Consider the following 13353-nt stretch of genomic DNA (forward strand, 5'->3'; position numbering starts at 1 on the left):
GATGCCAGATTACAGCCCCAAATATATAAGTTGAAATATTATTACAGTGTAAATTCATTCAAGGAGTGAACGGATTATGCAATTGCAGAAAATTTTCAATACCGAAGCGCCTAACCAGTCTACCCGTATCATTGAAGGGGAATGCTCAGGCATTCTGAACTGGAACGATATTCGTATGCCTCATATGTACAAGCTGTACAAAGTACTGCTGCTCAACCACTGGATTGCCGATGAGATTCCGATGTCCAAGGACGCTTCCCAATTTGCCCAATTGGACCCGGAAGAACAGCGTACATTTAAAGTAAATATCTCCCTGCTCGCTGTACTGGACTCCATGCAAACGATGTTTGTAGGTGACGTGAAACGTTATTTCACCGATTCATCGCTCGAAGCGATCTCGGCAATTATCGGACAACAGGAAGTTGTACACAACCAATCCTACTCCTACGTCCTGTCCTCCATCGTATCTGATCGGGAGCAAAAGGAAATTTTTGAATACTGGAAACATGATCCAGTGCTGCTTGACCGTAACCGGTTTATCGCCGACATCTACCAAACCTTCCGGGATAATCCGTCTCCACAGACGTTCTTCCAGGCCATGGTAGCTGATTTGGTACTTGAAGGGATCTTCTTCTATAGTACATTTGCCTTCTTCTACAACCTGGCCCGTGACCAGAAAATGATGGCAACCAGCCAAATGATCTCTTATATTCAGCGTGATGAGAACCAACACTGCTACTTCTTCGCTGAAGTGTACAAACAGCTGCTGGTCGATTTCCCTGAACTGAACACACCAGAGAACATGGACTATGTATACAAAACGATCAACCGTGCCGTTGAACTCGAAACCAACTGGGCACACTACACCCTCAGCAACGTACGCGGCATTGACTTGAACGAGTTGGAAGACTACATCAAGTATATTGCTAACAAACGTTTGCGCCTGATGGGTATGGAAAAAGCTTACGAAGGCGTGGATGTGAACTGCATGCCTTGGATCAAACCTTTCTCCGATGAAGCGCTGAATGCTACGAAACAGACTTCTTCGAAGCCAAGTCCCGTAACTACGGCAAAGTCGGCGACGATAACGGATTTGACGATCTGTAAGCTGGACGATCTGTAAGCTGATGAATCAGTGAACACAACCTAAAATAAATACTCAACACTCCCCTTCTTGGAATGCTTAATGGCTTTCTGCTTGTGGGAGTGTTTTTTCTATACGCCTGGATATTAAAACCATCCATCCCGCTAGCTTGTAAGATATAATGGAAAAAGGTTCACATTCCCCTGTCGAAATGAGGCATAGTGATGGCAAACGAACTGCTGGAACAACTAAACAAGTGGCATGAACAGGACGAGTTCGGTCTTATTATTGAACGTATTCAGGATATTCCTGAAGTGGACCGGGATTATGAGCTCATTGGTCAACTAGCCAGAGCGTATAACAATGAAGGACGATACCGTGAGGCTGCCCAACAGTTACTAGCCGTGAATGAGCAAGGAACAAGCGACCCTCTCTGGCAGTACCGTTTGGGTTACGCTTATTATCATATGGCCATGTATGAACAGGCGCTCCATGCGTTTGAGATGGCTAACGAGCTCTTGCCCCATGACGAATCAACCAACGAATTTCTCGAATGGACACGGCCCAAAGCTGAAAAAATGCAGCAGAACCGACTGCGCCACCAAGAGATATTGTTGGAATTGGAGCAGAGTGGCAGGCTAAATCACCTTAGAGCCGCTTCCGGGTCCTACGATCCGGCTTCCTTCTGGGAACAGAGTGAATATGCGTTAGAAAGTTATGTATCTCCACCTTTTGACGAAGAGTTGATCCAAACCATTGAACAGGAGCTAGGCTATCAATTACCTGCCTCCTATATCCAGTTAATGAACACACAGAATGGCGGAATCCCTGCACACACCGTTTTCCCAACCAATGAAGCTACTTCATGGGCTGAGGATCACATCGCCATTACGGGGATAATGGGCATTGGGCGGGATAAATCCAATACACTGGCCGGAGAATTTGGAAGTCGATTCATGATTGAAGATTGGGGATACCCTGATCTCGGTATCGTCATCTGTGATTGCCCTTCTGCAGGACACGATGTGGTGATGCTGGATTATCGATTCTGTGGCCCAGAAGGCGAACCTGCTGTGGTTCATGTGGATCAGGAAGACGATTATGAGATTACATATCTGGCACCTAATTTTGAAGCTTTTATTCGCGGACTGGTTGATGCAGATACATTTGATCTGTCAGGTGAAGAGGACGAAGACTGAAATTGCAGGAGGGGCTTATGACAACCCGTATCTATTTTGGCTCCAATAAACTTGGTGAGATTGAGGAAGCATCGTTGCAAAAGGCGCTTCTTGATTTCAATCTGGGAACGCTTATAGATTATAAGCGAACCGATGAGGGGGTGATGGGCCAGACACTTCTTATTCACTCTTCAGAGGGAGAATATATTCTGAAAGGTAACCCATTATATGCAGGACAACTCCAGGAAGAGCAATTTTTCGTAGAACAGCTCATCAAGCACACCAATATTCCTGTACCTAATCCATATTTGCTGCATGAAGATTCCGACATGCTGGGCTGGAGTTATGCCATCATGCCCCGATTACCCGGAATACACCTGCATGACCCGATATTACAGGCCTCCCTGTCACAGGAGGATCAAGCGAATATCGCTACGATGCTTTCCCATTCCTTAGCAGAACTGCACCGTTGGAAGGTCCCTGACGCCGGAGAGTATGATCCTGTAGCGAAGCAAATCGTTCCCTTTGCGGGCAAATATCTGGACTGGTTGTATGGAACTATCCACCACTGGCTGCAGGATGCTGCAAAATACTCTGTGATTACCGATGAAGATATACAGTGGGTGGACGAGCAATTAAACAATGCTGAATCTGCATTCCAATCGATGCCTGTTCCCGGATTTGTGATGGGAGATTTTAAAGTGGAGAACTTCCTGATTCACAAACGAGATGATCTTGGATCAGAATGGCAGATTAGTGGTCTGTTCGATTTTACGACCGCCTATTTTGGAGACGGCACAGCTGACCTAACCAAAATGACAGCCATGTATATCCGTGAAGGCCAACCCGAGCTTGCCAAACGATTCCTTCAAGGGTACCGGGAACTTGTCTGCACAGCGGATTCAGAGCGATACCAACGCTTCGCTGCACGGCTTAGGGTGCATCTGCTCTATCAGCGCATTTTGTTGTGGGGTGAATGCAAAGCAACAGGCCGAGTGACCTGGGCAGCGGATCTGACTTTTGCACATTGGGCGGAGCAGTACATGGATGCGGTTATTGCTTTGCTGGATTAGTACACCAAAAAACCGCCAGAAAGATGAAGATATCTCTCCTTCTGGCGGTTCTTCTTAAACTATGAATCTATATTTAAATAGTTAATACGCCCATATGCATTACGGTTGTGCGACCGGTGCTTCCTGATGTTTCTGCAAAAACTCCAGCATCCGCCGATAAACGAGAATCTCATTCGTTTTTCTGGAGAAGCCATGACCTTCATCATCCAGAACGATGTATTCCACGTCTACCCCTTTCCCCAGCAACGCAGCCACGATCTGATCCGATTCCGCCTTGACGACCCTTGGATCATTGGCCCCCTGAATGACCAGCATCGGGTTCACCATTTGGTCCAAATACGTAATGGGCGAATCCTTCGTTAAACGTTCGCGGTCACGGACCGGATCACCCAACCAGTTGTCCATCATTGGCTTCCAGTCTTCGGGCACGGATTCCAGGAAGGTAAACAGGTTGCTTGGTCCAAAAATATCAACCGCAGCCCGGAATAATTCGGGGTGACGTCCTGCCAGAAGCAAGGTCATATACCCACCATAACTGCCTCCCACCACGAACAGACGATCCGGTGACGAGATACCCTCGTCAAACAGCCAGTTTATACCGGCAACGCAGTCCAGCCTTGGGCCCTCGCCCCAATCTCTCTCAACCATTTTGACAAATTCGGCGCCATATCCCGTGCTTCCCCGGAAATTGGGTGCAAAAATATGATAGCCCTGCGCCAGCATCAATTGGAACATCGGGCGGAAGAATTTCGCTTCCGATGCCTGCGGCCCGCCATGCGGCCAAAATACTGTGTAGCCATTCGCCTGCTCCGGCTTCGCCTTGAAGAAGAGTGCTTCGATCTCCAGTCCGTCGTAGGAGTTATATCGAATAACATCCGGGTAGACGAGATCGCTTGGATCAAGCCCTGTTACCCGATTAGCGGTCAACGGCTCCCATGACTCACTGCCTGACATTAACCGATAGATATTATGCGGCTGGACGGCTCCACGCCCCAAATATACACATTGCCGGCCTTGGTAACCGTTACATGTTCTACGGTATCCAGTGGCATGTCCACACGCCGAGGCTGCTCCGAATCTTTGTCCAACGCGTACATCCGATTCTCAGGACCTGTAAACGTCCAGAAGTATAACGTCTCTGAATCCTTGTGCCAGCGGATGATCTCCACGTCCTCGCCTTCCATTTTGCACAGAGGACGGAATTCATGAGTGTCCAGTCTGTATTCAGCCACATAGGAGTACGGTTCGTTATCATTCGTAATCATCAGAAGCCGATTATTGTCTGCAAACAGGACATATGGGACCTGACTCTGCCGATCGGAGACCGGAATAATGGATTCTGACTCACCGTTCCGATACACGTATGCTGTCTGGTAGGTATTGGAGTATACATTCAGGATTACGTAGGCTTGTTCATCCGAACTCACAGCAGCCAGATTGCTTGTAACCTCTTCCCCTGATGCAGAAGCTCATCCTCTCCCGTTGCCAGGTTAATCCGGCGTGAATTGAGATAGTTCGGGTTATCCCTGCTTGTCATATAATACAGACGCTGTCCATCCTCGGACAGATGGGAGAAATAACAACGATCATTGGGCTCTGCCGGAACAACAGGAAATGGAACTCCACCTTCCGGTTGAAGTGCATACAGATGATAATTCTCATCACCATCCCGATCAAACGCGGTGAGAATATGACGTCCTTCCGGGTCTGGTTTGATAAACTGGCTGCTCTGATTCAAGTACGTCAAAGGATACGGGTAGCCACCCGGCAGATCCATAGCCCAGATATTGGGCTGGCCATTCAGATTGCTGTCAAAAAACAAACGCTTCTCGTCGGCCGATACGGCAAAATGGGAAATCCAATACGTCTGGAAATACTGTTCAACATCCGGTTTGGGAAACTGAATCATGACAAACCTCCTTAAGTATGAATGAAGTATCAAACAGTGGTAAATTAAGGGTGTATTTGTCCATATTATATGTACATCCATTGTTTGTACAATAGATATGGCATATTTTTTTCCAATTTAGATCTTTCTTCGATTACGTATAAAAGGTCATATGAGGTTTGTCCTCCCGGTAATAATCCAGCCTTTGCTTCATAGTTCCGGTATGCAGCTCGAACAGATGACCATCCGGATCGGTAAAATAAACGGATAATGCATCCTTGGGATCACGTGGTCTTCCGGGAAGAATGTCAGCCCCGGCTGCTCGCAGCTGCTGCACGGACTCATCGAATTCCTCTTCTTTTACGGTAAATGCAATATGTGTATACGTTCGTTCCGTATAGTTGCGAATGACGTCGTCTTCCTGATTTAAAGCGATCCACAGACCGGCAAGTTCGAAATACGCCAGCTTCCGGCCTTTTACTTGAATACGGGCACCGAGAGCCTGCTCATAAAAGGTAATGGACCGATCCAGATTGGATACGGAAAAGCACAGATGATTAATTCCCTGAATATTCATTTGGCTTCTGACACCTCCACAATTTAATGACCTGCTGCAATAGCTACATCCTTATTATGGTATATTTTGCCCTAAAAACAAATGCCCTTCTTCCTCCTGTCGCACCTTCTTCTGGGCGAATGCATAGTTTAGGCGTATGAACGAACGTGCGAGGAGGATGTAAACCAAATGAATCCTGTCTATCCTTTTTACGGTGAGAAGACGGTGTGCAAGGAGAAAAAGCTGGCGTTCCCACCCCAGCATCAGGATCAGCAGCCTGGTCTGGAAACCCTGATGGTACCTGAACCCATCAGCGAAGATCCTGCCTGATATTGGCAGCTGCAAGCTGGAAGGCAAGGTGGCGATTATTACCGGTGGTGACAGTGGAATCGGCAGAGCGGCAGCGATTGCTTTTGCCAAAGAAGGTGCAGATATCACCATCGCTTATCTATATGAACGGACCGACGCCGAAAGGACACGTGATCGCATTGAAGAGCTGGGTCAACGGTGTCTGTTGATCGAGATTGATCTCCGCTTGAAGAAAAACTGCGAGGCGGTCATCCGTACAACCATGGAGACGTTCGGAAAGATCGACGTTCTGGTCAACAATCATGGCGTGCAATACGTACAGCCGAGCATCGTCGATATTACGGAAGAGCAGCTGTACCATACGTTCCAGACGAATGTGTTTGCCTACTTTTTTCTGATTCAAGCGGCTCTCCCGCATCTGTGTAAAGGCGCATCCATCATCAATACGGCTTCCATTACGGCCTACAAAGGTGAAGTGCAGCTGATCGATTACTCTTCCAGCAAAGGGGCTGTAGTCTCTCTGACTCGTGTACTCGCCAAATCGCTCGCAGCTCAGGGTATTCGGGTCAATTGCGTCGCACCCGGTCCGATCTGGACACCGCTTATTCCTTCCAGCTTCTCCGCTGAAGATGTGCAGGTATTTGGAACTGAGACACCGATGGGCCGTGCAGGCCAACCTTATGAACTTGCTCCAGCCTACGTCTATCTCGCTTCCCGCGATTCTTCCTATGTCACAGGAGAGTGCATTCATGTTAATGGCGGGGATATGGTAACCACCTAATCACCTAGAGGTATCTCCATTCAAAGCAACGCAACTCACATAAATATGGGTTTAACCCCCTGTTTGTCAGTCATGTCAGGTTGGATTTCATACGGTCAGCAGGAGAACGCAACTTCGCTGCGAAGAGGGTTAGGAGTAATTGATCCGGCAAGCCGGAACCTGACATCTTGCGACAAGGAGCTGAACAACCTGATGAACTTCGATCCACTCTACCAACCGTATCCGTCATACCGTGTGCCCGTCTACGCCAAACAAGGTATGGTCGCCACTTCACAACCTTTGGCTGCGCAAGCCGGTCTGGATGTGTTAAAAAGGGCGGCAATGCCATTGATGCCGCTATCGCAACTGCTGCTGCACTAACCGTGCTGGAGCCAACGTCCAATGGCATTGGGGGCGATGCCTTTGCCCTCGTCTGGACCGAGGGCAAGCTGCATGGCCTGAATGCCAGTGGGCCTGCGCCTCAGAGTATTTCAATTGAGGCGCTCAAGGCGGCAGGCCATACGGAGATGCCGAAGCTGGGGGTCATTCCGGTGACGGTGCCTGGCGCACCGGCGGGTTGGGCCGAGCTGAGCCGCCGATTTGGACGGCTCACGCTGGCGGAAGCGCTGGAACCGGCTGTCCGCTACGCGGAAGAAGGTTACCCGCTTGCGCCGGGGCTGGCCCGCCATTGGGCACGGGCAGCCGATATCTATGCACGCCAGGGTGATGCGGAAGCCGGGCGAGCATGGTTTGATACATTCGCCCCAGGTGGACGTGTTCCGGCCGTGGGCGAAATGTGGCGTTCGCCGGATAATGCGGCTGCACTGCGCCGGATTGGCGAGAGCGGAGCGCGAGACTTCTACGAAGGTGAACTCGCGGAGCGTATTCATTCTTTTATGGCAGAGCACGGCGGTTATTTGACGAAGAAGATCTGGCCGCATTCCAGCCTGAATGGGTTGATCCGATTTCGGTCTCTTATCGCGGATATGACGTGTGGGAGATCCCACCGAACGGTCAGGGGTTGATTGCTCTGGCAGCGCTCAATCTGTTGAAAGGCTTCGATTTTGACGAGAAAGAATCCGTACTGGGGTACCATCGACAACTGGAAGCCATGAAGCTGGCATTTGCCGATGGTGAGAAATACATTACCGAGGAACGCAAGATGGGCGTAACCGTACAGGAGATATTGTCCGAAGCGTATGCAGACGAACGGCGCAAGCTCATTGGTGATATGGCACTTCCGCCTGAAGCAGGCGATCCGCGGGCAAGCGGAACGGTCTATCTGGCTACAGCGGACGGTGAAGGCAACATGGTTTCTTTCATTCAGAGCAACTATATGGGCTTCGGCTCCGGGCTGGTTGTGCCGGGAACAGGCATTGCCCTGCAAAACCGGGGACATAATTTCTCGCTTGATCCGGATCACGCCAATGCGCTGGAGCCGGGTAAACGGACGTATCATACGATCATTCCGGGCTTCCTCACATGCGGCGATGAAGCGGTCGGTCCATTCGGGGTCATGGGCGGTTTCATGCAGCCCCAGGGTCATGTGCAGGTCGTCATGAATACGGTGGACTTCCACCTCAATCCGCAGGCTGCGCTCGACTCTCCGCGCTGGCAGTGGACCAAAGGCAAAACGATCCTGGTTGAGCCCGGATTCCCTCAGCATATTGCACAGGCACTCGCCCGCAAGGGGCATGATATACAGATCGCCCTCGACCCGTCGATGTTTGGACGCGGTCAGATTATATGGCGAGATCCGGGCAGCGGTGTATTATGCGGTGGCACGGAAAGCCGGGCTGATGGCTCCGTAGCAGCGTGGTAATCCGTTGTATGTGCAGCTAACTAAGAGCGGAAAAACCTGGAGCACTGCATATGCTGGGTGAACGGGGAAAACCATTCATATATATGAATGTATTGATTCATGCGAAAGTGTAGTTCATATGAAATTATGTTTGGATCACAGGCAGAGAAGAGATCAAATCGGTCTCTTCTTTGCCTTTTTTGTCTATCTTTTTTCTCGTTGACCCGCAAGATGCACAGGTACTGTCGAGAATGCATACCCCTTCTAATGTAAATCCAATGTATAATTCATGGTTTTCATTGAAATTTCATTGTATTTTCATAGTATTTTCGTAAATTTTCATCATTCCCCATTACGGAGACTCTGCTCCCGTCCGATATAAATATAGGGGAATTGCTCACCTCATACATCATCTCCATCTTATAGAAAAGAGGTCATAAAGCACATGAAAACACAGTGGAAATACAAACTCGGGTTCACCATGATGATGATTCTGGTTGTCCTGGTGCTGGGAGCGTGTTCGACAACCGATAAGGCCTCCCCCGCAGATCAGCGAACCAAAGTCGGCATCGTTCTTACCGATGTCGGCCTGGGTGATCATTCTTTCAGTGATGCAGCATTTGAGGGTTTGGTACAGGCCAGAAACGAGAACAGCATTGTTTTTGATTACAAGGAACCGGGAAAGGATTTGACATCCGAGGCAGCCTTTGAGCAATTTGCGGCGGATAAAGTCGATTTGATCATTGGTCTGAGCGACACGGTAAAAGCCGATCTGGAGAAGGTTGCTCAGAAATATCCAGATCAACATTTCCTCATCATTGACGGGCATTCCGATCTCCCCAATGTGACCTCCATGTCCTTCAAAGCAGAAGAAGGCAGCTATCTTGCGGGCATTATTGCCGGCTTTGCAACAACCGAAGACCATGTAGGCTTTTTGGGTGGAATGGATATCCCCGTACTCCACAATTTTCAGCAAGGCTTTGAGCAAGGTGTCCAGGCTGCTAATCCGAATGCCACAGTCCATGTCGTGTACGCCGGAGATTTCGGCAATCCTGATCTTGGAGGACAGCTCGCAGCACAGATGATTCAGGAACAGCGTGTTGATGTCATTTACGTCGCTGCCGGACTTACGGGCATAGGTTCACTTTCAGAGATTCAAAAATTAGGGAAATACGCCATTGGCGTGGACCAGGATCAGTTTTTTTTAGCAGAAAAAGCCGTACTCACGTCCATGCTCAAAAATGTAGATATCTCTCTTCATAACGCCATCAATACATTCATTCAGAACCAGCATTCATTCCCGCAAAAAGAAATGCTCTTCGGTCTGGCAGAAAATGGAGTAGGTCTAACCGCTCTACATAACATCACCCTTACGAAGGAACAAGAGCAAACTTTTGATGATTTGAAAGCACAGATTGCTTCCGGCAAAACCAAGATTACCCTAGATCAATAAACCAATTGCTAAAATGGAGGCACGCTTATGAAATTGCAGGGAAAGCTGATATTGAATGCCATAGTTTCGTTACTGTTATGCCTCGCGCTGGTCGCTTATATCATTATTCAATTATTGAGCATGAATGCCAAAAACCAAAACCTGGTGCCTGCCATGCTAAAGGTTACTGAGCTGAACGCAAACCAGATACAGACCGAGCAGGCGCTCGATGTATATTCGTTCTCCATGACAGCTGGTAATCAGGATAACGTAGCCCGATTGCTGAACGAAGGTAAAACGATGGTGAAAGAGCTCACGGAAGGCTTGCTGGATACGGATGAACAGCTTCGTCTAATCCAATCAATCCAAACGAAATTGACAGCTCTGGACAATGGTGCCACGGAGGCCATCACAGCCATGAACAGTTCGGACGCCAAACGTTTCAGCTCACGGGTCAAAGGTATACAAAATGATATCTATATGCTGGATGAGGTGACCCGGGATCGATATGAGCAATATACGGTGGATCTGGAACAAGACATCCAGCGAACCTGGCAAATTGCTCTCGTCGGAGCCATCGTCCTGCTGATTGCTGTCCTGCTGTTCAACATGAACGCTTCACGACAATTGGCAAGACGCATTCGCACCTTGAAGGAAGCGGCAGGACAAATTGCGAACGGTGACCTTACCCAGCAGCTTCCGGAGGCCCGAGGCAAAGATGAACTGGATGACTTAAACCGCTCCTTCCGCCTTATGACGGGTAATATTCGCAGTATCATCCAATCCATCGGTGAGGCAGGAAACCGTGTTGATGGAATGGCACAGGACATTGACCGCGGTAATGATACTGTTCAGGCCATTGTGCAGCAAGTGTCCCGAACGACCGAAGAACTGTCGATTGGCAGTCAGAAAATTGCTGAGGATCTAAGTGACACGGTCATGGTCGTAGATAAGATGCAGCATACGTTCGAAAGCAATCTTCAGGCGACTTCACAATCGGCCATATATGGCAACGAGGTTCTGAGTTCCGTGAAGGAAGGACACATTGCTGTACAGGAACAGCTTCGTCTGGCTGAAGTCAACCGGATTGCCATGTCTGAGGTAGAGCAGACGGTCCAGGAATTAGAGGAGAGCGCCTCCCGGATTGCCACCATGACTGCCTATGTGTCGGGCATCGCTACACAGACCACCCTGCTGTCTCTGAACGCCTCCATTGAAGCGGCACGCGCAGGTGAAGCCGGACGCGGCTTTGCTGTCGTCGCAGGGGAAGTGAAGAAACTGGCCGAGCAATCGGAGCAATCGGTACAGCATATCTTTGCAGCAGTCAGCGAAATTACAACGGCTATGGGCAAAGTAAAAAGCTCGGTGACGCAGAGCATTCAGCTCTTTGCGGAACAGGAGAAGGCTACTGGAAAAACCGGCGAATCCTTCTCCGGAATCCGTCACAGTGTGGAGCGGATCAGTACAAGCATTAACCAGCTTGCGGAAGACATGAAGCAGTCCAGTGAACTTAGCGCACAGGTTCAGCAGGCGATTGAAAACATCAGCGCCATTACGGAGCAATCAGCTGCAAGCAGCGAAGAAATTACCGCTTCAACAGCTGAGCAGCAGCGTTCGTTCAATGAAGCAAGCACCAAGGTGAAGTCTTTGCGGGATATCAGTGCGGAGATGCATCAGGAGCTATTACGGTTCCGGTTGTAGTGGAGGCGTTATAAAGAAGAGGCTGTGCCTGAAGCTGGAAGTGGCCTTCCCTTCTCGGGTCGAAGCGCTAATCCATTCTAACGAATCGACCACACCTTAATTGGAGGGTTTGAGTCGAATGCACAGTTTACGAATTCCAGGCAAGCTATTTGGAGCTAGAATAAAAAGTGGACACCCATTAACGGACAGAAGGATAATAAGACTAACGGAGGTGTGTCCACATGGGAGAACAACGGCAACGATACAATGAAGAATTCAAAAAACAAACGGTCAAGTTTATTCAAGAACAGACGAAGACACTCAGTGATCTGGCAGAAGAGCTTAACATCCCGAAAAGTACGTTACATCAATGGATGAGCCAATATCGTGAGCTCAAAAACGAACCGGCTGCCAGTATGGACCGAGTTAAGGAACTCGAAGCAGAGCTGAAAGAGATGCGTCGCATGCTCCAAGAGAAAGAACATCGACTTGCCGATACGGAAGAGGAACTAGCTATTGTAAAAAAAGCGGTGCACATCTTCAGCAAACCAAAGAACTGAGATTCCAGTTCGTGGAGAATCATCGCTCCGAGTTCCACTTGGAGAAGATGTGCGAAACCCTGCAGGTCTCACGGAGCGGGTACTACAAATGGCGGAAGAACGAAACAAGCATGCAGGAGCTTCGGAAATCCCAGATCATGAAGCGAATTCAGTACCATTTTTCCGACCACAACAAGCGATATGGTAGCCCCAAAATTACACGGTTACTTCATCTGGAGGGGTTTAAGATCACCGAACGTACAGTGAGTGTGTACATGCGCCAAATGAAGCTCCGTTCCGTCGTTAGCCGCATATATCGTGTCCAGACCACGGACTCCAAGCATAACCATCCGGTCGCACCCAACACGCTGAATCAACAGTTTAAAACGCTCAAACCGAACACCGTCTGGGTTACAGACATCACATACATCCCGTGCCGAGGAGGACGCTTGTATCTCGCCAGTGTCCTGGATTTGTGCACGCGTGAAATTGTTGGTTGGCGTTTGTCGAACCATATGGAAACTAGCTTGGTGCTGGATGCTTTGAAGGCTGCTTACACTGCCAAACGACCTGGTAAGGGTTTGCTCCATCACTCGGATCGCGGCTCCCAATACACCTCCAAAGAGTACGTCGAGCAATTAAGTGCCTACGGTATGGAATCCAGCATGAGCCGCCGGGGAAACTGTTACGATAACGCCTGTATCGAGTCTTGGCACAGTATTTTGAAGAAGGAACTCATTTACTGTAATCCGCGCTTTAAAACACCGGAAGAGGCCTACATGGCTATCTACCAATACATTGAGTTTTACTACAACCGCAAACGAATGCATGGCGCACTGGGTACCTTTCCCCTGCCCGTTTTGCACAGCAATTCACCGGAAATTCCGTAGCGTAAGTGTCTACTTTCTTGACAGAGGTCCAATTCTCATTATACGGATACAAACTTGGGCCAGAACCTGCCGAGCAGCGAAAATAACGCCGCTGTGATTCGTTAAAACGCAGATCAATGGAAAATGCAGATCATAGCGTATGCTCGGTTCGTTAAACGGTATT

Annotated in this window: 7 protein-coding genes and 4 pseudogenes; 9 read left to right on the forward strand and 2 right to left on the reverse strand. The window is 49.0% G+C overall.

What is annotated here, in order from left to right:
• Window positions 1-76: 76 nt before the first annotated feature.
• The 3 genes and pseudogenes from ACTWJ7_RS32870 to ACTWJ7_RS32880 all read left to right on the forward strand — a co-directional run bounded on the left by ACTWJ7_RS32870 (window position 77) and on the right by ACTWJ7_RS32880 (window position 3335).
• Window positions 77-1107, forward strand: a pseudogene (locus tag ACTWJ7_RS32870) (ribonucleotide-diphosphate reductase subunit beta).
• Between the two features lie 201 nt (window positions 1108-1308).
• Window positions 1309-2283 carry an SMI1/KNR4 family protein gene (locus tag ACTWJ7_RS32875; protein WP_301881860.1) on the forward strand — a complete coding sequence of 325 codons (975 nt, stop codon included), beginning with the start codon at window positions 1309-1311 and terminating at the stop codon, window positions 2281-2283.
• A gap of 17 nt (window positions 2284-2300) precedes the next feature.
• Window positions 2301-3335: a phosphotransferase family protein gene (locus ACTWJ7_RS32880; RefSeq protein ID WP_301881861.1), complete on the forward strand. Its 1035-nt coding sequence runs from the start codon at window positions 2301-2303 to the stop codon at window positions 3333-3335.
• A 99-nt stretch (window positions 3336-3434) separates the two neighbouring features.
• Here the strand turns inward: ACTWJ7_RS32880 and ACTWJ7_RS32885 are convergent.
• Window positions 3435-5244, reverse strand: a pseudogene (locus ACTWJ7_RS32885) (S9 family peptidase).
• A 133-nt stretch (window positions 5245-5377) separates the two neighbouring features.
• Window positions 5378-5800 carry a metallothiol transferase FosB gene (fosB, locus tag ACTWJ7_RS32890; RefSeq protein WP_301881864.1) on the reverse strand — a complete coding sequence of 141 codons (423 nt, stop codon included), beginning with the start codon at window positions 5798-5800 and terminating at the stop codon, window positions 5378-5380.
• A 168-nt stretch (window positions 5801-5968) separates the two neighbouring features.
• On the opposite strand from fosB, the pseudogene ACTWJ7_RS32895 reads away from it, so the two are divergent.
• The 6 genes and pseudogenes from ACTWJ7_RS32895 (at window position 5969) to ACTWJ7_RS32920 (ending at window position 13190) form a co-directional block, all read left to right on the forward strand.
• A pseudogene (locus ACTWJ7_RS32895) lies at window positions 5969-6869 on the forward strand (glucose 1-dehydrogenase).
• A 192-nt stretch (window positions 6870-7061) separates the two neighbouring features.
• Window positions 7062-8670, forward strand: a pseudogene (locus ACTWJ7_RS32900) (gamma-glutamyltransferase family protein).
• A gap of 424 nt (window positions 8671-9094) precedes the next feature.
• A complete protein-coding gene (locus ACTWJ7_RS32905; protein WP_301881867.1) occupies window positions 9095-10102 on the forward strand; it encodes a BMP family lipoprotein in 1008 nt (335 codons plus the stop codon).
• Between the two features lie 27 nt (window positions 10103-10129).
• Window positions 10130-11782, forward strand: coding sequence for a methyl-accepting chemotaxis protein (locus tag ACTWJ7_RS32910; RefSeq protein ID WP_301881868.1), 1653 nt, complete (start codon window positions 10130-10132; stop codon window positions 11780-11782).
• A 221-nt stretch (window positions 11783-12003) separates the two neighbouring features.
• Complete coding sequence (locus tag ACTWJ7_RS32915; protein ID WP_301249069.1) at window positions 12004-12321, forward strand: transposase; 318 nt, start codon at window positions 12004-12006, stop codon at window positions 12319-12321.
• Window positions 12322-12332: 11 nt separating this feature from the next.
• Entirely contained in the window at window positions 12333-13190 is an 858-nt protein-coding gene (locus ACTWJ7_RS32920) for an IS3 family transposase (RefSeq protein WP_443145090.1), read from the forward strand.
• Window positions 13191-13353: the final 163 nt, after the last annotated feature.

Origin of the sequence: Paenibacillus sp. 1A_MP2 (assembly GCF_052244825.1) — a bacterium.
GTDB lineage: Bacteria > Bacillota > Bacilli > Paenibacillales > Paenibacillaceae > Paenibacillus > Paenibacillus vandeheii.

What these genes read in the sequence shown, in the direction of transcription:
- ACTWJ7_RS32875 (WP_301881860.1), top strand. Translation starts at nt 1,309, where the DNA reads ATGGCAAACGAACTGCTGGAACAACTAAACAAGTGGCATGAACAGGAC.
- ACTWJ7_RS32880 (WP_301881861.1), top strand. Translation starts at nt 2,301, where the DNA reads ATGACAACCCGTATCTATTTTGGCTCCAATAAACTTGGTGAGATTGAG.
- fosB (WP_301881864.1), bottom strand. Translation starts at nt 5,800, where the DNA reads ATGAATATTCAGGGAATTAATCATCTGTGCTTTTCCGTATCCAATCTG.
- ACTWJ7_RS32905 (WP_301881867.1), top strand. Translation starts at nt 9,095, where the DNA reads ATGAAAACACAGTGGAAATACAAACTCGGGTTCACCATGATGATGATT.
- ACTWJ7_RS32910 (WP_301881868.1), top strand. Translation starts at nt 10,130, where the DNA reads ATGAAATTGCAGGGAAAGCTGATATTGAATGCCATAGTTTCGTTACTG.
- ACTWJ7_RS32915 (WP_301249069.1), top strand. Translation starts at nt 12,004, where the DNA reads ATGGGAGAACAACGGCAACGATACAATGAAGAATTCAAAAAACAAACG.